Source organism: Pseudoalteromonas sp. ASV78 (genome assembly GCF_047806705.1).
Classification (GTDB): Bacteria; Pseudomonadota; Gammaproteobacteria; order Enterobacterales; family Alteromonadaceae; genus Pseudoalteromonas; species Pseudoalteromonas prydzensis_A.
Genome location: NZ_JBLOPA010000001.1, coordinates 1,069,627 through 1,093,402 on the forward strand (window position 1 = coordinate 1,069,627; position 23,776 = coordinate 1,093,402).

At 41.9% G+C, this 23,776-nt stretch carries 23 protein-coding genes; 8 read left to right on the forward strand and 15 right to left on the reverse strand.

Translation table 11 applies throughout. From position 1 onward, the window contains the following. The first annotated feature begins 9 nt into the window (after positions 1-9). The 4 genes from ACMVDV_RS04890 (at position 10) to fur (ending at position 1,681) form a co-directional block, all read left to right on the forward strand. Complete coding sequence (locus ACMVDV_RS04890; protein WP_016709655.1) at positions 10-231, forward strand: DUF2788 domain-containing protein; 222 nt, start codon at positions 10-12, stop codon at positions 229-231. A gap of 2 nt (positions 232-233) precedes the next feature. Next, complete coding sequence (gene ybfE, locus ACMVDV_RS04895; RefSeq protein WP_304181954.1) at positions 234-512, forward strand: LexA regulated protein; 279 nt, start codon at positions 234-236, stop codon at positions 510-512. Between the two features lie 14 nt (positions 513-526). Further along, a complete protein-coding gene (gene fldA, locus ACMVDV_RS04900; RefSeq protein WP_304181952.1) occupies positions 527-1,054 on the forward strand; it encodes a flavodoxin FldA in 528 nt (175 codons plus the stop codon). 186 nt (positions 1,055-1,240) lie between these two features. Then, complete coding sequence (fur, locus tag ACMVDV_RS04905; RefSeq protein ID WP_192540984.1) at positions 1,241-1,681, forward strand: ferric iron uptake transcriptional regulator; 441 nt, start codon at positions 1,241-1,243, stop codon at positions 1,679-1,681. Positions 1,682-1,773: 92 nt separating this feature from the next. Here fur and glnS read toward each other — a convergent pair whose 3' ends face one another. Next, positions 1,774-3,435, reverse strand: coding sequence for a glutamine--tRNA ligase (glnS, locus tag ACMVDV_RS04910; protein ID WP_416157390.1), 1,662 nt, complete (start codon positions 3,433-3,435; stop codon positions 1,774-1,776). 511 nt (positions 3,436-3,946) lie between these two features. Here glnS and ACMVDV_RS04915 point away from each other — a divergent pair. Next, complete coding sequence (locus ACMVDV_RS04915; protein ID WP_416157391.1) at positions 3,947-5,017, forward strand: DUF3083 family protein; 1,071 nt, start codon at positions 3,947-3,949, stop codon at positions 5,015-5,017. Positions 5,018-5,310: 293 nt separating this feature from the next. Here ACMVDV_RS04915 and sucD read toward each other — a convergent pair whose 3' ends face one another. From sucD to sdhC, 8 genes are all read right to left on the reverse strand, one after another. Beyond that, entirely contained in the window at positions 5,311-6,183 is an 873-nt protein-coding gene (sucD, locus tag ACMVDV_RS04920) for a succinate--CoA ligase subunit alpha (protein WP_145233870.1), read from the reverse strand. Then, positions 6,183-7,349, reverse strand: coding sequence for an ADP-forming succinate--CoA ligase subunit beta (gene sucC / locus ACMVDV_RS04925; RefSeq protein WP_145233868.1), 1,167 nt, complete (start codon positions 7,347-7,349; stop codon positions 6,183-6,185). Before sucC ends, sucD begins: the two co-directional genes overlap by 1 nt. Positions 7,350-7,525: 176 nt before the next feature. Next, entirely contained in the window at positions 7,526-9,046 is a 1,521-nt protein-coding gene (gene odhB / locus ACMVDV_RS04930) for a 2-oxoglutarate dehydrogenase complex dihydrolipoyllysine-residue succinyltransferase (protein ID WP_416157392.1), read from the reverse strand. A gap of 3 nt (positions 9,047-9,049) precedes the next feature. Further along, positions 9,050-11,872, reverse strand: a complete 2,823-nt coding sequence (locus tag ACMVDV_RS04935; protein WP_416157393.1) for a 2-oxoglutarate dehydrogenase E1 component — start codon at positions 11,870-11,872, stop codon at positions 9,050-9,052. Positions 11,873-11,958: 86 nt separating this feature from the next. After that, a complete protein-coding gene (locus ACMVDV_RS04940) occupies positions 11,959-12,675 on the reverse strand; it encodes a succinate dehydrogenase iron-sulfur subunit (protein ID WP_416157394.1) in 717 nt (238 codons plus the stop codon). 10 nt (positions 12,676-12,685) lie between these two features. Further along, positions 12,686-14,458, reverse strand: coding sequence for a succinate dehydrogenase flavoprotein subunit (sdhA, locus tag ACMVDV_RS04945; RefSeq protein WP_416157395.1), 1,773 nt, complete (start codon positions 14,456-14,458; stop codon positions 12,686-12,688). Then, entirely contained in the window at positions 14,459-14,806 is a 348-nt protein-coding gene (sdhD, locus tag ACMVDV_RS04950; protein WP_416157396.1) for a succinate dehydrogenase, hydrophobic membrane anchor protein, read from the reverse strand. It lies immediately after the preceding gene. Further along, on the reverse strand, positions 14,797-15,174 hold the full coding sequence (gene sdhC, locus ACMVDV_RS04955) for a succinate dehydrogenase, cytochrome b556 subunit (RefSeq protein WP_084448108.1): 378 nt from the start codon (positions 15,172-15,174) through the stop codon (positions 14,797-14,799). Before sdhC ends, sdhD begins: the two co-directional genes overlap by 10 nt. Before the next feature lie 409 nt (positions 15,175-15,583). Here sdhC and ACMVDV_RS04960 point away from each other — a divergent pair, with 409 nt between their 5' ends. The 3 genes from ACMVDV_RS04960 to ACMVDV_RS04970 all read left to right on the forward strand — a co-directional run bounded on the left by ACMVDV_RS04960 (position 15,584) and on the right by ACMVDV_RS04970 (position 18,641). Continuing rightward, the gene (locus ACMVDV_RS04960) at positions 15,584-16,870 is read left to right on the forward strand and encodes a citrate synthase (protein WP_416157397.1); all 1,287 of its coding nucleotides are present in this window, start codon (positions 15,584-15,586) and stop codon (positions 16,868-16,870) included. 129 nt (positions 16,871-16,999) lie between these two features. After that, positions 17,000-18,214 (forward strand): aminotransferase class V-fold PLP-dependent enzyme, encoded by a 1,215-nt coding sequence (locus ACMVDV_RS04965; protein ID WP_416157398.1) that lies wholly within the window; start codon positions 17,000-17,002, stop codon positions 18,212-18,214. A 13-nt stretch (positions 18,215-18,227) separates the two neighbouring features. Continuing rightward, positions 18,228-18,641 carry a SufE family protein gene (locus ACMVDV_RS04970; RefSeq protein ID WP_416157399.1) on the forward strand — a complete coding sequence of 138 codons (414 nt, stop codon included), beginning with the start codon at positions 18,228-18,230 and terminating at the stop codon, positions 18,639-18,641. Here the strand turns inward: ACMVDV_RS04970 and tcdA are convergent. Genes tcdA through msbA form a run of 6 tightly spaced genes read right to left on the reverse strand, consistent with a single transcriptional unit; the run spans position 18,638 to position 23,773 of the window. Then, positions 18,638-19,438, reverse strand: coding sequence for a tRNA cyclic N6-threonylcarbamoyladenosine(37) synthase TcdA (gene tcdA, locus ACMVDV_RS04975; RefSeq protein WP_304182303.1), 801 nt, complete (start codon positions 19,436-19,438; stop codon positions 18,638-18,640). The two genes, ACMVDV_RS04970 and tcdA, sit on opposite strands and share 4 nt — an antisense overlap. Further along, positions 19,439-20,110, reverse strand: coding sequence for a TIGR01621 family pseudouridine synthase (locus ACMVDV_RS04980; RefSeq protein ID WP_416157400.1), 672 nt, complete (start codon positions 20,108-20,110; stop codon positions 19,439-19,441). Continuing rightward, positions 20,103-20,876 carry a 3-deoxy-manno-octulosonate cytidylyltransferase gene (gene kdsB / locus ACMVDV_RS04985; RefSeq protein ID WP_304182301.1) on the reverse strand — a complete coding sequence of 258 codons (774 nt, stop codon included), beginning with the start codon at positions 20,874-20,876 and terminating at the stop codon, positions 20,103-20,105. The genes ACMVDV_RS04980 and kdsB overlap by 8 nt, the downstream gene beginning before the upstream one ends. Further along, positions 20,864-21,061: a Trm112 family protein gene (locus ACMVDV_RS04990; RefSeq protein WP_016709634.1), complete on the reverse strand. Its 198-nt coding sequence runs from the start codon at positions 21,059-21,061 to the stop codon at positions 20,864-20,866. The genes kdsB and ACMVDV_RS04990 overlap by 13 nt, the downstream gene beginning before the upstream one ends. Continuing rightward, positions 21,051-22,031, reverse strand: coding sequence for a tetraacyldisaccharide 4'-kinase (gene lpxK / locus ACMVDV_RS04995; RefSeq protein ID WP_416157401.1), 981 nt, complete (start codon positions 22,029-22,031; stop codon positions 21,051-21,053). Before lpxK ends, ACMVDV_RS04990 begins: the two co-directional genes overlap by 11 nt. Beyond that, positions 22,028-23,773, reverse strand: a complete 1,746-nt coding sequence (gene msbA / locus ACMVDV_RS05000) for a lipid A export permease/ATP-binding protein MsbA (RefSeq protein WP_416157402.1) — start codon at positions 23,771-23,773, stop codon at positions 22,028-22,030. Before msbA ends, lpxK begins: the two co-directional genes overlap by 4 nt. Positions 23,774-23,776 lie beyond the last annotated feature (3 nt).

Genomic DNA, 23,776 nt, shown 5'->3' on the forward strand with positions numbered 1-23,776 from the left:
TATACGTTGATGGTCAGTCAGTTAATTAACGAATTTGATACCCTTGGGTTGTATTTTGGCTTAGCCGGTGTGTTCTTTTTTATTGGTATGGCTATTCAAGACGTACTTAAAAAAGGTAATGTACCTAAGTTTGGCCGCTATATTGTATGGCTTGTGCTATTTTTAGGGTGTTCTGGTTTTATCGCTAAAGGACTTATCCAAGTGTTTTGGCAAGGTGCGGGTGTGGGTTAACCATGGCTAAGTCTGAAACAGATAGAACAACGCTCGATTTATTTGAATACGAAAAACGCCCCGGCAGACCAAAAACGAATCCCCTGCCGAGGGAGGTTCAGTTAAAGGTAAACAAACGTAATCAAATAAAAAGAGATAAAGCACGTGGTTTAAAGCGTGTTGAATTTAAAGTTTCATCGCAGTTATATCAAGCGTTAAGCGATATGGCAGATGCACAAAATATTAGCCGTAGTGTGCTGATTGAAACTATTTTACAAGAAAGATTGGCTATTGATAGATAAAAGGTTTTAAATTCATGGCAAGTGTAGGTATTTTTTTCGGTAGTGACACAGGTAACACAGAGCACGTGGCTAAAATGATCCAAAAAGAATTGGGTAAAAAGCTTGTGGCTGTGCATGATATTGCTAAAAGCTCTAAAGAACAGATCGCTGAATTTGATTTAATCTTATTTGGTATCCCTACTTGGTATTATGGTGAAGCGCAATGTGATTGGGATGACTTTTTCCCTGAATTAGAAGAAATTGATTTTGATGGTAAGCTTGTTGCTATCTTTGGCTGTGGCGATCAAGAAGACTATGCTGAATACTTCCTTGATGCAATGGGCATGATCAATGACATCGTTACCGAGCGCGGTGCAATTGTAGTAGGTCATTGGCCAACGCAAGGGTATGACTTTGAAGCCTCAAAAGGCATGGCTGATGACAGCCATTTTGTTGGTTTAGGCATTGATGAAGACCGTCAACCAGAGCTTACTGAACAGCGTGTAAAAGCATGGTCAGCACAAGTTTATGAAGAGATGTGTTTAAGTGAACTTGCTGATTAAATGCACTTTATTGCTAGTAATCGGATAAAATAGTGACGTTCATTTTGCTATTTCACTTTTTATAAGTAATTCTAGCAATTGATCTTTGCACTTAATGACTAGGCGCGTTATTCTTATTGTTGCTAATGTGTCGTGTACATCTTTGTAAGGTGTCTAGTATAACCAAATATAATTGAGACAGATTTAATGACTGATCATAACTTGGAATTAAAAAAAGCCGGCTTAAAAGTAACTTTGCCGCGTATTAAAATTTTAGAGATTTTACAATCTCCAGATAACCAACACATCAGCGCTGAAGATGTTTACAAAATTCTTTTGGACCTAGGTGAAGAGATTGGCCTTGCTACTGTGTACCGCGTACTTAACCAATTTGATGATGCAGGTATTGTTAGCCGTCATCATTTTGAAGGCGGTAAATCAGTGTTTGAACTATCAGGTAGCACACACCATGACCACCTTGTTTGTTTAAAATGCGGTAAAGTAGTTGAATTTGAAGATGAGATGATTGAACGTCGTCAAGTTGAAATTTCAGAAGAAAATGGTATCAAATTAACCAACCATTCGCTTTACCTTTATGGTGAATGTACTGATACTGCTGCATGTAAAGCATTTGCTGATAGCCAATAATAAGTTAAAAAGTAAAAAAAACCTGCAAATCGCAGGTTTTTTTGTGTCTGTTACTTTTATCCCTTAACTTTTACAGTTAAGGGATAAACTGACTATTGTTGTGTTTTAGTCCATGAATCACGTAAACCAACTGTTTGGTTGAATACAATGTTCTCTGACTTAGTATCACGACTGAAATAACCAGTGCGCTCAAACTGAAAGCCTTGCGCAGGCGCTGCATTGGCAAGGGCTGGTTCAAGTTTCGCGTTGCTTAGTACAACCAACGAATCTGGATTTAACGTTGACGAAAAATCTTCTGCGGCCGCTGGGTTTGGTACGTTGAATAGACGGTCATATAAACGAACCTCAGCAGTAATTGACTCACTGGCCGATACCCAATGGATAACGCCCTTCACTTTTCGACCATCCGTTGGGTTTTTACCCAGCGTTTCTGGATCATAACTACAGAAGATCGTTGTGATCTCACCATTTTCGTCTTTTTCAACACGCTCCGCTTTAATAACATACGCACCACGTAGACGTACTTCTTTATCAAGCACTAAACGTTTAAACTTATTATTAGCTTCTTCTTTGAAGTCTTCACGTTCAATGTAAATTTCACGCGTAAACGGCACATCACGACGGCCCATGCTTTCATCATTCGGATGATTTGCAACCGATAATGTTTCAACGGTCTGGGCAGCATAGTTTTCAATGATCACTTTAACAGGATCAAGTACGGCCATAGCACGGGGGGCATGTTCGTTTAAGTCTTCACGGATACACGCTTCAAGCATGCCCATTTCAACCATGTTTTCTTGTTTGGTTACACCAATACGAGCACAAAACTCACGAATTGATGCGGGTGTATAACCACGACGACGTAAACCCGCTATCGTTGGCATACGCGGATCATCCCAACCTTCCACATGCCCATTAACCACTAAGTCATTCAACTTACGCTTAGACATAATTGTGTATTCAAGGTTTAAACGTGAAAACTCAATTTGTTGTGGATGACATTCAAGGCTGATGTTATCTAACACCCAGTCATATAAACGACGGTTATCTTGAAATTCAAGGGTACACAATGAATGGGTAATTCCTTCAAGCGCATCTGAGATACAGTGCGTGAAGTCATACATTGGGTAGATACACCATTTATCACCCGTCTGGTGATGGTGTGCAAATCGAACACGGTAAATAATAGGATCGCGCAACACCATAAATGAGCTGGCCATATCTATTTTAGCGCGAAGTACACACTCGCCTTCTTTAAATTCACCCGCACGCATTTTTTCAAATAATGCTAAGTTTTCTGAAGGGCTGGTATCACGTGTTGGGCTATTTTTACCTGGCTCTTTTAATGTGCCACGGTATTCACGGGCTTGATCAGCTGATAAGAAGCACACATAGGCTAAGCCTTTATTAATAAGCTCTACAGCATATTCATACAAAGTATCAAAATAATTTGACGAATACTTTATTTCACCATCCCAGTTAAAACCTAACCACTTAACATCTTCTTTAATTGAGTTAACGTAGTTAATATCTTCTTTTTCAGGGTTAGTATCATCAAAACGTAGATTACATTGACCACTGTAGTCTTGCGCTATACCAAAATTTAAACAAATTGATTTAGCATGTCCGATATGTAAAAAACCATTCGGCTCAGGTGGAAAACGGGTATGCGTAGACGCGTGTTTACCTGATGCTAAGTCTTCATCAATTCGAGTTCGAATAAAATTACTTGGGCGATTCTCAATTTCCGCCATAGGAGTACAATCCTCACAATAGTGCATGGTGACAAAACTACTGCATTATACCCAAACCACCCCAAGATGCGAGTTTCAGTTGGAATTAAAAGCGATTTAGGCAAGGCATTGATTGCAAGTAATAGTGGTTCTATTGGTAAAATCAATAACGCAGTATAAATCGCTTTTAAACCAACCCGTTGGGCGTTTCGCAGGCACTTACTCTCATCGTTGTTACTTCTTAAAAGGGACTACCATTGTTGCAAAGTAACGCCTTGATATTAAGCCCCTGTGAAACGCTGAATTCTGCATATTGAGGTGGTTTGGGTATATTATAAAAACAAACCTTAACATACAGCAATAGATGCGGGTTTATTACATATTGTGTACTTAGCGAAAAATACAAGGTTAAGTTCCACCTCAGGATTGTTATTTAGTCAATTAACGACGATAAATTGTTCTAGCGCAATAAAACAGTCATTCAATCAAGCTACAGTGGCGTCATTAAAGTAATTCTTTTAAGGAGAACATAATGGCTTCACTTTCACAGCATCGCGTTTATATTCCAACTACTGCACGCGCAAACCAATATATCTTAGCGGAGTTCGTACCCAGTGCCGATTTATACGCACGGTTTAGCAATATACAGCAATGTTATGAACGTTTAGCACGGCAGCTCTTTGCGTCATGTGATGAATACGAACTGCATAATGTACACCTGATAGCAAATGATAAGCTCCCGATTGTTCGCTTTCATGAAGAGTCGTATTGTTTGCAAACAGAGAAACAAATTCTGTTTTTTTATAACCCGCGTTACCACGAAGCGCATAAATGCATTTACGACAGCAGCAAACCCAGTAAAAAAATTCGCTTACTCTTTCTTGCCACCGGAGATGATTTACGCGCCAATGCCGCTATATTTCATAGCCGAGTTAAAAAAGTGCTGACACATTTACACGACACCCTATTGGTTGATGAAACTGAAATCAAAGTACGCGACCATCAACATTTAACCTATGATTTGTTTGCTAAAGCAAAAGGCAATAAAGAAAGTTACGGCTACAAACTGCGCGGCTTGTATCAACGCTATCAGAGCCGACATTGTTTGCTCCCCACAGAGCATAATGAAATAACCTATACCACTTTTTCAATCCCGATCACTCGTTCACTGAAGACACAATTTCACCAGCTATTAAATGGTCCTAACTATAGTGAGTTCTATCAACATTTCTATGACGCGTTTATTCAGCAATGTGCTGCCAAAAATCTACATTTAGCAGCAATGGTTGCCAATGGCACTATGCCTATCATTCGCAACAGCAAAACAGATAACAATGATGGTAACCAAGAATTACAAAAGTTGAGCTTCATCACCGATGGAGAAACTACCCAATACAGTCATTACTGGCATGACGAAAAACTGGTGGAGTCATTACATTTTGTTATTGTTGCCAGTGAGAAAGATGAGCAAGGTGTTGGTCATGGACGTTTTATGAACCAGGTTGAAAATATGATCCGCACGCTTGTAGAGCCGTTAGCGATTAATAAAGAACGCCAAGATCTTACAGTACGGTTCTTTCAACATATTAATCATTACCTATAACTAACCTGAGCTTGTTAATAATAAACCCCTTAAGCAAAGGTTTTTGACAACTTTAATAACGCATTACGGTAAGCTCTGCGAATGATAAAAAATCGTACATACAACGACCGTTTTAATTATTGCCAGCAGACATAAATAAAATAAGAGATTGATTTTTAGAGATTCTGAAACTTATTCTATCAAGACATAATACTTTATAAATAATGGCAATTATTTATAAAACCTTACCTCTAATAAGATGGCAATAAAAAGGCCCACCAAAGTGAGCCTTTTTTCAAAAAAATAGCGAGTTATTACCAGCCAGTTTTTTCTTTAAGTGCTTTACCGATATCAGCCAGTGAACGTACAGTTTTTACGCCCGCAGCTTCTAATGCAGCAAATTTCTCATCAGCAGTACCTTTACCACCGGCGATGATTGCGCCAGCGTGACCCATACGCTTACCTTCTGGTGCAGTAACACCAGCAATGTAAGAAACAACAGGCTTAGTAACATTTGCTTTGATGTACTCTGCAGCTTCTTCTTCTGCAGTACCACCGATTTCACCAATCATTACGATTGCTTCAGTTTGTGGATCTTTTTCGAACATTTCTAAAACGTCGATAAAGTTAGTACCAGGAATTGGGTCGCCACCAATACCAACACACGTAGACTGACCGAAACCAGCATCTGTAGTTTGCTTAACCGCTTCGTACGTTAAAGTACCAGAGCGTGAAACAATCCCTACTTTACCAGGCTTGTGGATGTGACCAGGCATGATACCAATCTTAGTCTCACCAGGAGTGATAACACCTGGGCAGTTAGGACCGATCATACGAGTACCTGTTTGATCTAGTTTAACTTTAACGTCAACCATATCAAGTGTAGGGATACCTTCAGTGATACACACAATTAGCTCGATGCCCGCATCAATTGCTTCTAAGATGGCATCTTTACAAAATGGTGCTGGTACGTAGATAACTGATGCAGTTGCGCCAGTTGCTTCTACAGCATCACGTACTGTGTTAAATACTGGCAGACCAAGGTGCGTTTGACCGCCTTTACCTGGGCTTACACCGCCAACCATCTGTGTACCGTACTCAAGCGCTTGCTCTGAGTGGAAAGTACCTTGGCCACCGGTGAAACCTTGACAGATAACTTTTGTATCTTTATTGATTAATACAGACATTATTTGCCCTCCGCAGCAGCAACAACTTTTTCAGCCGCGTCTGTTAGTGATTCAGCAGCAATGATATCTAGACCAGAGTTCTTCAGAACTTCACGACCTAGTTCAGCGTTAGTACCTTCTAAACGTACAACTACAGGGACGTTTACGCCAACTTCTTTAACTGCACCAATGATGCCTTCGGCGATCATGTCACAACGAACGATACCACCAAAGATGTTAACTAAAACAGCTTTAACATTGTCATCAGAAAGAATGATTTTGAATGCTTCAGATACACGTTCTTTAGTCGCGCCGCCGCCAACATCTAGGAAGTTAGCTGGTTTGCCGCCATGTAGGTTTACGATGTCCATAGTACCCATTGCTAGGCCTGCACCGTTAACCATACAACCAACGTTACCGTCTAATGCAACGTAGTTAAGTTCAAAGCTTGCTGCATGAGCTTCACGTGCATCTTCTTGAGATGGATCGTGGAAATCACGCATTTTAGGTTGACGGTAAAGTGCATTACCATCGATACCGATTTTGCCGTCTAGACAGTGAAGGTTACCTTCGTCTGTGATAACAAGCGGGTTGATTTCAAGTAATGCGAAATCGAAATCAGTAAACATTTTACCAAGACCCATGAAGATCTGTACGAACTGTTTCATTTGCACTGGGTTAAGACCCAATTTGAAACCTAGTTCACGTGCTTGGTAAGCTTGAGGACCTACTAATGGGTCGATCTCAGCTTTGTGGATAAGCTCTGGTGTTTCTTCAGCAACAGTTTCAATTTCAACACCGCCTTCAGTAGACGCCATGAAAACAACTTTGCGAGATGCACGGTCAACAACGGCACCTAAGTACAATTCGTTGGCAATATCAGTACAGCTTTCTACTAAAATTTTAGCAACTGGCTGACCATTTTCGTCTGTTTGGTAAGTAACTAGATTTTTACCTAACCAGTTAGCTGCAAACGCTTTAACTTCGTCGATAGTTTTAACTAGCTTTACACCGCCAGCTTTACCACGTCCACCTGCGTGAACCTGAGTTTTAACAACCCACATATCACCGCCGATTTTCTCAGCAGCTGCTGCAGCTTCTTCAGGTGTATCGCACGCGAAACCTTGAGAAACTGGTAAACCATATTCGGCAAAAAGTTGTTTTGCCTGATACTCATGCAAATTCATGATGCTTTATCCAATTTTTTATACTAAAAGAGCTGACTATTTTTATAAACAGACAGCTATCCCAAATTGCGCACCTAGTATAGTTGCCAAGGCTTAACATGAAAACCCCAGTACGACCAAAGGCGCAAAAAAAAAGCTGTGAATATGACTCACAGCTTATATTTTATACTACTGAATTAAACATCCAGTAATAAACGAGTTGGATCTTCAAGTAACTCTTTAATTGTTACTAAGAAGCCAACAGATTCTTTACCATCTATTTGGCGGTGATCGTAAGATAATGCCAAATACATCATCGGCAGAATTTCAACTTTACCATTAACAGCCATTGGACGATCTTGGATTTTATGCATACCCAAAATTGAAGACTGCGGTAGGTTGATGATAGGTGTTGATAGTAACGAACCAAACACACCACCGTTAGTGATAGTGAAGTTACCACCAGTCATGTCGTCAAGTGTTAACTTGCCATCACGACCTTTAAGCGCTAATTCACGAATACCTTTTTCGATTTCAGCAACAGATAGCTTATCGCAATCTTTTAGTACTGGAGTCACTAGGCCACGTGGCGTAGAAACGGCAATGCTGATGTCAAAATAGTTGTGGTATACGATATCATCGCCATCAATTGATGCATTTACATCAGGGAAACGTTTTAGTGCTTCAGTGACCGCTTTGACGTAGAAAGACATGAAACCTAAACGGATACCGTGGCGTTTCTCGAACACTTCTTGATACTGCTTACGAAGATCCATGATTGGTTTCATGTTAACTTCGTTGAATGTGGTTAACATTGCCGTTGAATTTTTCGCTTCAAGCAAGCGATTAGCAATGGTTTTACGTAAACGTGTCATAGGCACGCGTTTTTGTGTACGGTCGCCCATAGGCGCTGGAGCAGCAGCTTCAGTTGCTTTTGCAGCCGGTGCAGGTGCTTTTAAGAAGGTATCAACGTCTTCTTTAGTGACACGGCCATTTTTGCCTGTACCCTTGATTTTAGAAGCGTCTAGGCCTTTTTCTGCGATTAAACGACGTACTGACGGTGTTAACACGTCTGAGCTATCGCTAGAATCAGCAGCAGGTGCCTGTTCTTTTGCAGCAGGTGCTGATGCTGGTTTACCACCGGCTTGCACTTTACCGATCACTTGATCACCCAGAACTGTATCGCCTTCTGCGTGAATGATTTCACCCATTACGCCATCTTCTTGAGCAACAACTTCAAGAACAACTTTATCAGTTTCGATATCAACTAGGTTTTGATCGCGTGTTACTGCGTCACCTGGTTGCACATGCCAAGTAGCTACTGTCGCGTCTGCGACTGATTCTGGAAGTACAGGTACTTTAATGTCCACTTCTTTACCTTCTGGTGCTGATTGCGCCGCTGGCGCACTTTCTTGTTTGTCTGAAGCTGGTGCAGCTTCGGTTTTTTCGGTTTTAGGCTCTTCATCTGACGCTGCGGCATCAGCATCACCGATAATACCGATCACTTGGTCGCCAAGTACGGTAGCACCTTCTTCTTGTGAAATTTCAGTGATCACACCATCGTGTGGTGCAACAACTTCTAAAACCACTTTGTCTGTTTCAATATCAACTAAGTTCTGATCACGGCTTACTTTGTCGCCAACACTTACATGCCATGTAGCAACGGAAGCATCAGCAACCGACTCAGGAAGAACAGGAACTTTAATTTCTGTGCTCATTGCTTATCCTTTATTTTCAATAGTAAGCGCGTCTGCGACAAGCGCTTGTTGTTCTTTAGTATGCACTGACATATAACCACACGCTGGAGACGCAGAGGCTTTACGGCCTGCATATTTAAGCTTTGCACCTTGTGGAATTGCATCTACAAAGTGGTGTTGTGAGCAATACCAAGCACCTTGGTTTTGCGGCTCTTCTTGACACCAAACAAAGTCTTTCACATGTTGATAACGGGCCATAATAGCGTCCATCTCATCATGTGGGAATGGGTATAGCTGTTCAACACGAACAATAGCAATATTATTAAGTTCAAGTTTACGACGTTCTTGTAATAGCTCGTAATACACTTTACCGCTACAGAACACAACTCGCTCCACGGCTGCTGCATCAATATCATCGATTTCGTCGATCATATTGTGGAACACACCTTCTGACAACTCTTCTAAAGAAGAAGTCGCAAGTGGATGACGCAACAATGACTTAGGTGTCATTACAATCAGTGGCCGACGCAGTGGTCTAACTGATTGACGACGTAACATAGCGTATACTTGTGCCGGTGTTGAAGGCACACATACTTGCATGTTGTGATCAGCACATAGCTGTAAGAAGCGTTCTAAACGTGCTGAACTGTGCTCAGGACCTTGGCCTTCATAACCATGCGGCAATAAAATAGTTAGTCCGCATAAACGGCCCCATTTTTGCTCACCTGAACTTAAGAACTGGTCAAAAACTACTTGTGCACCGTTAGCGAAATCACCAAATTGTGCTTCCCACAATACCAGTGATGTAGGCTCTGCTGTTGCATAACCATATTCAAACGCGACAACGGCTTCTTCAGATAATACTGAATCGAATACTTGGAATGTACCTTGATCTTCACTTAAGTGTTCTAACGGTGTATACGTTGCACCATCAGTTTGGCTGTGAACAACGGCATGACGGTGGAAGAATGTACCACGGCCAGAATCTTGTCCTGTTAAGCGAATATCAGTACCTTCAGAGGCAATTGTTGCATAAGCTAGTGTTTCAGCCATACCCCAATCAAGCGGTTTTTCACCCGCGGCCATTAACTTACGATCATCGTAAATCTTTTTAACGCGTGACTGGGCTTTATATTGCTCAGGGTAGTTAGCTACTTTTTCACCGAGCTCTTTGAGCTTTTCGACTGACACACTGGCATCATAATCAACACTCCACTCATGGCCTACATATTTAGCCCAATCAGATGAGTGTGATGTTTCTGGCTGAATTTCTTCAACAACACAATTGCCTTCGTCTAAACCATTACGGTAGTCATCGGCCAGTGCTTTAATTTCATCTTCAGTAAACGACCCTTCAGCCATTAATTGATCTGCGTAGATCAAACGTGGTACTGGGTGCTTTTTGATTTTTTGGTACATGATCGGTTGAGTCGCATTCGGCTCATCCGCTTCGTTATGGCCATGACGGCGATAACATACTAAATCAATAACCACATCACGCTTAAATTGATTTCTGAAATCAAGGGCGATTTGCGTAACAAATGCAACTGCTTCAGGATCATCAGAGTTAACGTGGAAAATAGGCGATTGCACCATTTTTGCGATGTCAGTACAGTAATCTGTTGAACGAACATCGTCTTTCTTGCTTGTAGTAAAACCAACTTGGTTGTTCACTACAATGCGAATACTACCACCGCAACTAAACGCATTGGTTTGCGATAAGTTGAAGGTTTCTTGAACAACACCTTGGCCAGCTACAGCCGAGTCACCGTGAATAGTGATTGGCAGTGCTTTAATACCTGAGCTATCACCCAAACGGTCTAAACGTGCACGAACTGAGCCCATAACTACTGGGTTTACAATTTCAAGGTGCGATGGGTTAAAGGCAAGAGCCATATGAACTTTGCCACCTTTCGTAGCAAAATCTGAAGAGTAACCCATGTGGTATTTAACGTCACCAGAGCTTAGTGTTTCTTTGTGCTTGCCAGCAAATTCATCAAATAATTCTGATGGGTTTTTACCAAGTACGTTGACAAGGACATTTAAGCGTCCACGGTGAGCCATACCAATTACCGCTTCTTGTTGGCCACTTTCGCCAGCACGGTGAATAAGCTCTTTGAGCATTGGTACTAATGCATCACCACCTTCCAGTGAGAAACGTTTCGCACCAGGGAACTTCGCCCCTAAATACTTTTCAAGACCATCGGCTGCGGTTAATCCTTTCAGGATGCGCAACTTTTCATCTTTACTGAATGTTGGACGTGATTGCACTGATTCTAAACGTTGTTGTAACCAACGTTTTTCTTCAGTTGATGTGATGTGCATATACTCAGCACCCACCGAGCCACAATATGTGGTCATTAGGGCTTGATATAACTCACCTAAAGGCATGGTATCGCGGCCTACGGCAAACGATCCCACGTTAAATTCACGGTCAAAATCAGCTTTAGATAATTCATGGTATTCAAGTTCTAAGTCTCGAACACGTTCACGTTGCCAAATGCCTAATGGATCTAGGTTGGCATTTTGATGACCACGGAAACGGAAAGCATTAATAAGCTGCAGTACTTTTACCTGTTTAGGATCGCCGCTACCACTGCCCTCTGCTACCACTACTTCTCTATGCTTGTTTTTCGCAAGCGCCGCAAACTGTGCACGAACTTCTGAATGCTTAACTTCAACATCCACACCATCAACTTTTGGTAACTGTTCGAACACTTCTCGCCATTCTTCTGGCACAGAAGTCGCATTGTCTAAATACGCTTCATAAAGCTCTTCTATATAAGCAACGTTTCCGCCGTTTAAATGTGAAGATTCTAGCCATGCCTTCATCACACCTTCGTGCATTTATAAGCCCTTTTCTTTAGCGCAGAAATTAATTGTTATAACAAGATGGCTAATTCACATTAGCCATCTTACATTTATCAATATCGTTAAACCGAACGGCTTATTAACATTGATTTGATTTGTCCGATTGCCTTAGTTGGATTAAGACCTTTAGGACAAACGCTAACACAGTTCATGATACTGTGACAACGGAACACGCTGAATGCATCGTCTAAGTCAGCTAAACGCTCTTCTGTTGCTGTATCTCGACTATCAGCCAAGAAACGGTAAGCATGAAGAAGACCAGCTGGACCGATGAACTTGTCTGGATTCCACCAGAACGAAGGACACGATGTTGAACAACATGCACATAGAATACACTCATACAAGCCATCTAACTTGTCACGTTCTTCAATTGACTGAAGACGCTCACCTGCAGCAGGTGTGTCGTTAATTAGATAAGGCTTTACTTTTTCGTATTGAGTGTAGAACTGACTCATGTCAATAACAAGGTCACGTACCACAGGTAATCCTGGTAATGGACGAATTACGATTTTACCCTTGCCACCTTTTTGCAGCGTAGATAAAGGAGTAATACATGCTAAACCATTTTTACCATTCATGTTAACACCGTCAGAACCACATACACCTTCACGGCATGAGCGACGGAATGACAAAGTTGGATCTTGCTCTTTTAATAATAAAAGTGCATCCAATACCATCATGTCGTGGCCTTCTTCCGTTTGCAATGTATATTCTTGCATACGTGGGGCGTTATCAACATCTGGATTGTAACGATAAACAGAAAATTGTACTTGTGCCATCGTCTCGCTCCTAGTAGGTACGTGCTTTAGGTGGAAATGCTTCGCGCAGTTTAGGCGCATAGTTTACATCACGCTTGCTCATTTCATCCGTTACTGGATTGAAAACTGAGTGACATAACCAGTTTTCGTCATCACGATCTGGGAAGTCAAAGCGAGAGTGTGCACCACGGCTTTCTGTACGGAAGTTTGCAGCAACTGCTGTTGAGTATGCTGTTTCCATCATGTTATCTAACTCTAGACATTCGATACGTGCAGTGTTGAAGTCTGATGATTTATCATCTAGACGTGCATGCTGCAGACGTTCACGAATTTCTTTAAGCTCTTTTAGACCAGCAGCCATTGACTCACCTTCACGGAATACCGAGAAGTTAAGTTGCATACACTGCTGTAGGTCTTTCTTGATTTGTACTGGATCTTCGCCTTGACCCGCCGTTGAATTTTCCCAACGGTTGAAACGAGTAAGCGCAGCATCTAAATCTGACTCTGAGGCATCTTTCGATACTTCCACGTCATTTAAGTAAGTACCTAAGAAGTTACCAGCGGCACGACCAAATACGACTAAATCAAGTAATGAGTTACCACCTAGGCGGTTTGCACCGTGCACAGATACACAGGCAATCTCACCAACAGCAAATAAACCTTCAACTACTTTTTCGTTGCCGTTAGCATCGATTTGTAGCGCTTGACCATTTACGTTTGTTGGTACACCACCCATCATATAGTGACAAGTAGGGATTACTGGAATTGGTTCTTTTGCAGGGTCAACGTGAGCAAATGTTTTCGCAAGGTCGCATACACCTGGTAGACGTAGGTTAAGCGTTTCTTCACCTAAGTGATCAAGCTTAAGCTTAATGTGTGGACCCCAAGGACCATCACAACCACGGCCTTCACGGATTTCTGTCATCATTGAACGAGCAACAACATCGCGTGACGCTAAGTCTTTCGCATTCGGTGCATAACGTTCCATGAAGCGCTCGCCATCTTTATTTAAAAGATAACCACCTTCGCCACGACAACCTTCAGTAACCAGCGTACCCGCACCAGCAATACCGGTTGGGTGGAACTGCCACATTTCCATGTCTTGCATAGCAATGCCAGCACGTGTTGCCATACCAACGCCGTCACCAGTGTTAATGTGTGCATTAGTGGTTGAAGCGAAGATACGACCCGCACCACCGGTTGCTAGTACCACTGCTTTTGATTTGAAATAAACAACTTCGCCGGTTTCAATATCAATAGCAGTACAGCCGACTATATGACCATCAGCGTTTTTAACTAAATCTAATGCATACCACTCAGAGAATACATTGGTTTTGTTTTTAACGTTTTGCTGGTAAAGAAGGTGTAATAACGCATGACCTGTACGGTCAGCGGCAGCCGCTGTACGAGCAGCTTGCTCGCCACCAAAGTTTTTCGATTGACCACCGAAAGGACGTTGGTAAACACGGCCATTTTCAAAACGAGAAAACGGTAGACCCATGTTTTCTAATTCAGTAATTGCTTCAGGGCCTGTTTTACACATGTATTCGATAGCGTCTTGGTCACCGATGAAATCGGAACCTTTAACCGTATCGTACATGTGCCATTCCCAGTTATCTTCATGTGAGTTACCCAGCGCAACCGTAATACCACCTTGTGCAGATACAGTGTGTGAACGGGTTGGGAAAACTTTTGAGATAAGTGCACAGGTTTTACCTGATTCAGTGATTGCAAGTGCCGCGCGCATACCCGCACCACCTGCGCCAATCACAACGGCATCAAATTCACGAACAGAATATTTCACTTAAACACCCCATAAAACGATTAGACCAATTGCTACGTATGCCGCGGCCATTAGGTTTAATAAAAAACCTAAAACAGCACGCAATTTTGCGCATTTAACGTAGTCAGTCAGTACTTGCCAAAGGCCAATACGGGTATGAACCATAATGCAAACCAGGGTAATTAGTGTGAACCCTTTCATTGCTAGGTTTGAAAACAGGCCTTGCCATGCTTCAAAAGTGACTTCTGGCGTACATAAGAAGTAACCAATAATAAAAATCGCATATGCGGTAATTACTAGTGCCGTGGTACGTAATGAGACATAATCTTGTACACCATCACGTTTTAGAGTTGCTTGATTTAAAACCATATCCACACCCCTGCTAGAACAGAAGCCACAACGCCAAGTGCCATAGCAATTTTAGCGCTGAGGTTGCCTGATTCAAGTTCTTCCCAATGTCCCATATCCATAATGATATGACGAATACCGCCGATAAGGTGATACGCCAATACAGAAATGGTGCCCCAAGCTATAAATTTGGCAATGAATCCGCTAAACAGACCCTTGACGAATTCAAAACCTTCAGCTGAAGAAAGAGACTCTGACCAAGCCCAAATGACAAACGTTAAAGCAAAAAATAATGCAACACCGGTGACGCGGTGAAAAATTGATGCTTTAGCCGCTGCCGGCATAGATATAGTTGTTAGATCTAGATTTACAGGTCTTTGCTTTTTCACAGTTACTTGCCCATCTTGCCCACTAGGAGCTCATCTACTTGTTTTTCTTAACCCATCAGGAAACGATTTTCTGATGGAACTATCTAAGCAAAGCTCTTTTTAGCAACAAAGTTCACATTTATGCAAAAATTAGCTGCAAAAATTACATTTACCTACAGACAATACGGTATAAAACCTTCGATAGTATATATAGCCAAAGGTCTTTTTACAATTCTTGTTTAGTTAGAGACGTTTGCGAATTAGCCAATGGTATAATATTTAATCCCGTCAGAATATTTATTATACATTTGTGCATAATGTTTATAAAAATTGACTTTAACCCCCTCTTTCACGTTAAAATGAAAAGAATGTGCTTAAACAGATTCAGAACATAACAATCAGAGTTGTTATCTTAATAGGAGATAAATAGATGGCGGATAAGAAAGCCACGGTCCATATTGATGGTCTAGATCCAATCGAACTTCCAATTTACCAAGGCACTGCCGGTCAAGATGTAATTGACGTACGTACGTTAGGTGCTCACGGCCACTTTACCTATGATCCAGGTTTCATGTCGACTGGTTCTTGTGAATCTTCAATCACTTACATTGATGGCGGTAAAGGTATCCTACTGCATCGCGGTTACCCGATTGAGCAGTTAGCAGAAGACTCAGATTACGTTGAGTTATGTTATTTGCTATTAAACGGTGAGTTACCTACGAAAGAACAATACACTGTTTTTGCATCAGAAATCACACATAGCACTATGCTAGATGAAAAGATTGCAAATTTCTTCCAAGGCTTCCGTTTTGACGCTCACCCAATGGCAATGTTGTGTGGTGTAGTCGGTGCATTATCATCTTTTTATCATGAAGACCTTGATATTACCGATGCAACGCAGCGTAAAACCAGTGCAATTAAATTAATTGCGAAGTTGCCGACAATTGCGGCGATGGCTTACAAATATAATGTTGGTCAACCGTTTGTTTATCCACGTAATGATTTAAGCTACGCAGAAAACTTCTTACATATGATGTTCTCTGTACCAGCTGAAGAATATAAAGTTAATCCAGTGACTGCTAAAGCAATGGATAAAATCTTTATGCTGCATGCTGATCACGAACAAAATGCATCAACGTCTACAGTACGTTTAGCTGGCTCTTCTGGTGCTAACCCATATGCATGTATTGCAGCGGGTATTGCTTCACTTTGGGGCCCTGCGCACGGCGGCGCTAACGAAGCATGTTTAAACATGCTAGAAGAAATTGGTTCAGTTGACCGTATCGATGAATACGTTGCTAAAGCAAAAGATAAGTCGGACCCATTCCGTCTTATGGGCTTTGGTCACCGTGTTTACAAAAACTTCGACCCACGCGCAACCGTAATGCGTCAAACGTGTCACGAAGTGTTAGCTGAACTTAACATTCAAGATCCATTGCTTGATATCGCGATGAAGCTTGAGCAAATTGCACTTGAAGACCCATACTTTGTTGAGAAGAAACTTTACCCTAACGTAGATTTCTACTCAGGTATCATCTTAAAAGCAATCGGTATCCCTACTAGCATGTTCACTGTGATCTTCGCAATGGCACGTACTGTAGGCTGGATCACGCACTGGGATGAGATGCTTTCTCAACCTGGTCATAAGATCAGCCGTCCACGTCAGCTTTATACTGGTCACACTCACCGTGACTACGTAGCAACTGATAAGCGTTAATCGTTATTTAATGCTAAAAAGGCCGCATTTGCGGCCTTTTTTGTGTTCTGCTCTTGAGAAAAATCATAAACTGATTACAATTCTCGCTCATTTTTAAATTCGGCTTGTTATGTTAGATGTTGAAACGTTATGTTTGATGTAGAAAAAATCCGTGCAGACTTCCCTGCTCTGGCGCAACTTATCAACGAGCAACCGCTGGTTTATCTTGATTCAGCAGCGACCACACAAAAGCCATTAGCGGTGATCACTGCCACTGAGCAGTTTTACGCGCGTAACAACGCCAATGTGCATCGCGGCCGCCATACCCTCAGTGAGCAAGCTACCCACGCCTATGAACAAGCCAGAGCGACAGTCGCTGACTTTTTTAATATTGCCGTCAATGAGCTAGTCTGGACCAAAGGCGCAACAGAAGCGATAAACCTTGTTGCCAACGGCTTAACTGAGCAACTAAATAGCAATGCTACCATTGTTATTTCTGCGTTAGAACATCACGCCAATATCGTGCCATGGCAACAACTTGCAAAACGCACTGGGGCAACGCTACTGGCCTTGCCTTTACAGCAAAATGGTCGTTTTAATATTCAGCAATGTGTTGAATTTATTCAGCAACACAAGCCAACGGTGCTTGCAATTACGCACGCATCTAACGCATTGGGTAATATCACCGCTCTGGAAACGATTTTACACGCAGCAAAACAACAAAATACCATTACCCTTGTTGATGGTGCACAGGCAGCTTTACATTTACAACCTGATTTACAGCAACTGAATTGCGATTTTTATGTTTTTTCAGCGCATAAAATGCTCGGCCCAACAGGTTTAGGTGGTTTATATGGACGTTATCAGAAATTAAATAGTCTCAGTGTCTATCAAACCGGTGGGGAAATGATTGAAACAGTCACATTAACGGCTGCAACCTTTCGCCAAGCACCCGCTAAGTTTGAGTCTGGTACGCCAAATATCGCTGCTGTGATTGCTTTTGCCCACGCAATTGAGTATTTGAACGCATTAGATACGACTAATGTCTATGCTCATGAACAAGCTATTTTTAATTATGCCGCAGAAAAACTGCAAGCCATCGATGGTATAACCATTTACAGCGACCTAAAAAGCAATATTGGTACCCTGTGCTTTAATTACAAAGATGAACATCCTTACGATATTGCTACGTTATTAGATGGTTTTGGTATCGCAGTTCGCAGTGGCCATCATTGTGCACAACCACTGATGCAGCATTTAGGAATTAATGGCAGTGTTCGTGCTAGCTTCGCATTCTATAATAACCACCAAGACGTTGATTTATTCATCGCAGCTTTGCAAGCGTGCATCGCGTTATTAGACTAAATTCGGATAAGACATGATTAAAACGTTTAAAGAAATTGCGCTATCCCTTGAAAGTGCGCCAGCATGGCAACAAAAATACCGAGAAATAATGCTACTAGGAAAACAATTACCGCCTATGCCTGAGGTATTAAAAACCAACGATGCCCTAGTTCCTGGCTGTGAAAGTAAAGTTTGGCTGTATTTAGATTTTGATCTAGAAGAGAATACCTTGGTTATTGTGGGGGACTCTGATACGCGAATTGTTAAAGGCTTACTGGCAATTGTGTTAGCCTTGTATAATGGCTTAACCCCAGCGCAAGTGATAAACACCAATGCCTTTGCAGAATTTCAACGATTGGGACTTATTCAGCATTTAAGCCCATCCCGCGGTAATGGCATCAAGGCCATGGTTGAACGAATTCAAACCATGGCGCAACAAAAAAATTAGCCTTTGATATTACGAGCGCAGCGGTCTAAATATTTACGCACCGCTTTAGCCGCGACAAAAAAGCCAAAACTGCCAGTGATCATAGTCACAGAGCCAAAGCCATTATTGCAATCCATATTCATACTGCCATCGGCATTTTGTTTTGCATGACACACACTGCCATCCGTACCAGGATAAACCAGTTGCTCTGTGGAATAGACACAGTCGATATTGAATTTACGTTTAGGATTGCTGCTAAAGTTGTACTGCTTACGCAAAATATAGCGTACTTTCGCAAGCAAAGGATCTTGGGTCGATTTTGCAACATCACCAAAGGTTATTTGGCTAGGATCAGTTTGCCCACCGGCACCACCAGTGGTGATCACCGGTATTTTGTTACGTTTACAGTGCGCTATTAACGCTGCTTTTTCTTTCACTGCATCAATGCAATCAATCACATAATCAAAGTTTTGAATATGTTCTGCAATATTATCCAGAGTAATGAAATCATCAATCACCTTGATTTCACATGCTGGGTTAATAAGCTCACAGCGAGTTTTCATTGCCTCAACTTTAGCTTCACCCACAGTGCCCGTTAGCGCGTGAATTTGCCGGTTGACATTAGTGGCACAAATATCATCAAGGTCAATCAGCGTTAGCTTGCCAACCCCAGTTCTTGCTAATGCTTCTGCGGCCCAAGAGCCAACACCGCCAATGCCTATGACACAAAAGTGTGCGCTTTGCAGCCATGCAAATTGTTGTTGTCCATATAAGCGTTTTATACCGCCAAAACGAATATCGGTTACAGAGTCTGTCATTTACCAATCCAATTGCCATGGCTGTTGCCATGTGTGAAAGTTTTCGTGTTCCGTTAATTGCCCAAACTGGGTGGTACTATCGGGTTTACACACATAGTGGTACTGTTTATTTTGCCAACTAAAACAAACTGCATAAGCATGCAAATAGGTACGCTGTGCTGTGGTGCCACCATAAAGTGAATCACCTAAAATAGGCGCAGCTAAGCTTTTTAATGCCACCCGTAATTGATGGGTTTTTCCTGAATATGGCTTTAAAATAAAGCCACGTAAGTTAGCCGCAACACTGAGCGAATAAAAACGGGTGATCGCCGGATTGTCAAAACTTTTTAAAAGCTTGAAGCTACTACGACGAGACTTAGCCATATCCCCTTTCACCCAGCCTTGTTTTTTCTTCGGCTTGGCATCCGATAATGCCAGATAAAACTTATCAATCTCATGCGCAGTAAATAAGCGTGTAAACTCAGCTGCCGCGGCACTGCTACGCGCTAAGATAATTATACCTGACGTCACTTTATCTAAGCGATGCACCGCATAGAGCTTTTCATTTAGCTGTTGCTCAGCAAGTACCACAAAGCCGGGGCCGTCTTCACTGTGAAAGTTAAGGCCCGCTGGTTTTTCAATAATATAAAAATCATCATGCTGAGCATGCACTGTTAAAATGGGCTTATTCACTCGCAGCTTTACTTTGTAAGTAGCTTACCACACGCGCTAAATCTTCTGGCGTATCAACCCCAGCATGAGGCGCTATTTGCGCTTGCTCAATTTTAATTTGGTGACCATGGTAAAGCACACGTAATTGCTCTAACGATTCTAATTGTTCAAGCGGTGAAGGAGTCAACTCAATGTATTGTTTAATAAACCCAGCTCTATACGCGTAAATACCCACATGCCGTTGATAGTTCGCGGTATTTAGCTGATGATTATTTGCCGCATCCATCATATTGGCACGATCAAAGGGGATGCTGGCACGGGAAAAATACAAGGCATTTTTATTAATATCACTGACCACTTTTACTGCATTAGGGTTGAGTATTTCTGCAATATCGTCTATCGCAACACTTAAAGTCGCCATTGGCGCAGACGAGTCTGCCAACAATGCGGCAACTTGCGCTACATTTTCTGAGGCTAACAGTGGTTCATCGCCTTGCACATTGACAACAATAGTGTCATCAGCTAATGCCAGTAATTCCATCACTTGGGCAAGGCGTTCAGTACCCGACTGATGGTCTTCACTGGTCATTAATACGTCTTTGGTAAATACACTGACAGCGTCGAAGACTTTTTGATGATCGGTTGCAATAACCACTTTGCTCGCACCCGCTGCCATGGCTTTTTCGTACACGTGTTGGATCATCGGTTTGCCACAAATATCCGCTAAGGGCTTACCCGGTAACCGGCTAGACGCGTAACGCGCCGGAATAACAACTACGAATTCCACTTTTCAATCTCTTGTTGCGATAACTCGCGCGCTTCGTTTTCAAGCAATACCGGAATATCATCACGAATTGGGTAAGCAAGCTTTGCAGCCGTGCTGATCAGCTCATTGTTTTCTTTGTCTAAACGTAATTTGCCTTTACACACTGGACAGGCAATTATTTCAAGTAACTTTGTATCAAAGGCCATCGAGGATCCCTTTTTCTTTTAGTAATAAATTTAGTTTAGTAACCACCGCAGCGGATGGCTCTGCATCAACAGGTAGAAAATACCACGTTGGTTTTGCAAATGGTTGACATTTTACCGCATCTTTTTCTGTCATAAACACTATTTCATCATTAAATTGTGCAAAATCTGCTGCGTTGTACGCATAATGATCACGATAATGATAACAACTCAATAGGGAAATCCCCTGCTCGCGCAAGCTATTTTCAAAGCGTTGTGGATTTCCTATTGCACTAATAGCATGGCCTTCAAGCAAGGCTGTTTGCGCAGGCGTTGCATTGGCAACAGTTAATAATTCAGCACTTTTAAGTTGATAGTTAAATGGATCATTACCACCATTTTCAATCACTAAATCAACTGATTTTAAACGCGCTTGCGTTTCTCGAAGCGGCCCTGCTGGCATAATAAAACCATTCCCAAAGCGGCGCTGGCTATCGACAATGCAGCACTCTATGGCTCTGGCCATTTTATAATGTTGCATACCATCATCGGAGACAATCACATCTAGCTGATGCTCGGCAAGTAGCTGCTTAATATTCGCTTCTCTGTTTGGCCCAACCACCACCGGACACGCTAGCCTGCGCTGTATTAATACCGGTTCATCGCCTGCATTTTCTGGGCTGGTATTCGCCGTTACGCTCAGCGGGTAATGTTCACTGTGACCACCATAACCACGGCTGATCACCCCCACCTTTAAATTACGCTGTTGTAAGTAGCTAACCAGCCAGATCACAAAAGGCGTTTTACCATTGCCGCCAACACTAATATTGCCAACAACAATTACAGGCACTGGGCTTATGTAAGCTTTGCATAACCCGATTTGATACGCCACGCGGCGCAGTGTGCTGAGCAACCAAAACAGTAAACTTAAAGGCAGCAGTAATACAGTGATCAAACTGATACCTTGATACCAACTTTGCTCTATTTTACTCACCCGTGCTCACCAAATTGCATTTTGCATAACGCCGAATAGGTGCCGTCTTTTTCGAGGAGTGCTTGATGGTCGCCGCTTTCAATCACTTGGCCATTATCAATAACATAAATTCGGTCGCTGTTTTCAATGGTCGATAAACGATGAGCAATTACAATGGAGGTTTTATTTTTCATTAAATTTTCAAGCGCTTGCTGTATCAGCTTTTCAGACTCAGTGTCCAATGCGGATGTTGCTTCATCTAAAATCAAAATTGGCGCATCTTTGAGAATTGCCCGCGCAATGGCAATACGCTGACGTTGTCCGCCTGATAACATCACGCCATTTTCACCGACCATGGTATCTAAACCATCTGGTAAGTCTTTAACAAACTCCCAAACATGTGCTTGTTTTACCACATTCAACAGCTCATCATCGCTAAGTGAACGTGCAATACCATAACTGATATTATTGGCAATGGTGTCATTGAATAACACCACTTGCTGGGATACTAGAGCAAATTGGCGACGTAAATCTGTTAACTTATAATCCGCCAGTGGTACGCCATCGAGTAAAATCTCACTCGGTGGTTGTAAGTCATAATAGCGTGGTAATAAGTTAGAGATAGTTGATTTACCAGAACCTGAGCGCCCAACTAAGGCAATGCTCTCGCCTGCTTTAATGGTCAGTGATAAGTCCTTTAATACTGGTTCATCTTTGCTAGGGTAGCTAAATGTAACGTGTTTAACCTCAATATGCCCTTGCACTTTATCGACCCTGACGGAACCGGTATCTTTTTCCACCTCTTCATCAAGTACTAAAAAGATACTCTGTGCGGCTGAAATGCCCCGTTGTAAGTCACTATTAACATTAGCAAGTTGTTTAAGCGGGCGTAAAAGCATCATCATTGATGAGATCAACACCACAAAATCACCCGAACTTATGGTATCAATCATCGATGGCATTGCAACCACCCATAAAATAACCGCCATGGCACTGGCCGCTAAGATTTGAATTACCGACACACTCAGCGCTTTGGTGGCATCCATTTTTATCCGTTGTTGGCGGTTATGGTTATTAATTTTAGCAAACTGCTCTATTTCTTGATGCTGCCCACCAAAGCCATGAATCACTTTATGACCACTGAGCATTTGCTCTGAGCTGCGAGTCACTTGCCCCATAGCTGATTGTATATTTTTAGAAATATGGCGAAATCGTTTTGAAACAACAGAAACAATAATAGCCACTAATGGGATGATAATTAAGAAAATTAATGACAATTTCCAGCTGGTATAAAACATCACAGCCAGTAAAAACACCACAAAGGCACCTTCGCGTACAACAACCAACATCGCTTTCGTTATGGCTTGCTGTACTTGCTCGGTATCGAAAGTAATTTTTGAAATCAAATCACCTGTTGAGTTTTGATCGTGAAAAGCAACGGGTAAATGTAAAATATGTTCAAACAATTGCTGCCGTAACGAACGCACAACTTGCGAACCCACATAACTTAAGCAATAAGACGACATATAATTAAAAATACCACGGCCTATCACTAATGCGATGACGATTAATGGCGCATATTTTAACACATCGTCGTTGCGCTGATTTAAGCCCTGATCTATAAAGGGTTTCATTAATTGGATAAATAAAGCATCCATAGCTGAGTAACCAATCATGCCGACCACTGCTAAAATAGCAACGCTTTTATAATCACCCACATACGTCAATAAACGCTTATAAATTTGTGATGTAGTTTGATCCATAAT

Bases quoted from the DNA above. Each gene is read 5' to 3' on its own strand.
- ACMVDV_RS04890 (WP_016709655.1), top strand. From the start codon at position 10: ATGGTCAGTCAGTTAATTAACGAATTTGATACCCTTGGGTTGTATTTT.
- ybfE (WP_304181954.1), top strand. From the start codon at position 234: ATGGCTAAGTCTGAAACAGATAGAACAACGCTCGATTTATTTGAATAC.
- fldA (WP_304181952.1), top strand. From the start codon at position 527: ATGGCAAGTGTAGGTATTTTTTTCGGTAGTGACACAGGTAACACAGAG.
- fur (WP_192540984.1), top strand. From the start codon at position 1,241: ATGACTGATCATAACTTGGAATTAAAAAAAGCCGGCTTAAAAGTAACT.
- glnS (WP_416157390.1), bottom strand. From the start codon at position 3,435: ATGGCGGAAATTGAGAATCGCCCAAGTAATTTTATTCGAACTCGAATT.
- ACMVDV_RS04915 (WP_416157391.1), top strand. From the start codon at position 3,947: ATGGCTTCACTTTCACAGCATCGCGTTTATATTCCAACTACTGCACGC.
- sucD (WP_145233870.1), bottom strand. From the start codon at position 6,183: ATGTCTGTATTAATCAATAAAGATACAAAAGTTATCTGTCAAGGTTTC.
- sucC (WP_145233868.1), bottom strand. From the start codon at position 7,349: ATGAATTTGCATGAGTATCAGGCAAAACAACTTTTTGCCGAATATGGT.
- odhB (WP_416157392.1), bottom strand. From the start codon at position 9,046: ATGAGCACAGAAATTAAAGTTCCTGTTCTTCCTGAGTCGGTTGCTGAT.
- ACMVDV_RS04935 (WP_416157393.1), bottom strand. From the start codon at position 11,872: ATGCACGAAGGTGTGATGAAGGCATGGCTAGAATCTTCACATTTAAAC.
- ACMVDV_RS04940 (WP_416157394.1), bottom strand. From the start codon at position 12,675: ATGGCACAAGTACAATTTTCTGTTTATCGTTACAATCCAGATGTTGAT.
- sdhD (WP_416157396.1), bottom strand. From the start codon at position 14,806: ATGGTTTTAAATCAAGCAACTCTAAAACGTGATGGTGTACAAGATTAT.
- ACMVDV_RS04960 (WP_416157397.1), top strand. From the start codon at position 15,584: ATGGCGGATAAGAAAGCCACGGTCCATATTGATGGTCTAGATCCAATC.
- ACMVDV_RS04965 (WP_416157398.1), top strand. From the start codon at position 17,000: ATGTTTGATGTAGAAAAAATCCGTGCAGACTTCCCTGCTCTGGCGCAA.
- ACMVDV_RS04970 (WP_416157399.1), top strand. From the start codon at position 18,228: ATGATTAAAACGTTTAAAGAAATTGCGCTATCCCTTGAAAGTGCGCCA.
- tcdA (WP_304182303.1), bottom strand. From the start codon at position 19,438: ATGACAGACTCTGTAACCGATATTCGTTTTGGCGGTATAAAACGCTTA.
- ACMVDV_RS04990 (WP_016709634.1), bottom strand. From the start codon at position 21,061: ATGGCCTTTGATACAAAGTTACTTGAAATAATTGCCTGTCCAGTGTGT.
- msbA (WP_416157402.1), bottom strand. From the start codon at position 23,773: ATGGATCAAACTACATCACAAATTTATAAGCGTTTATTGACGTATGTG.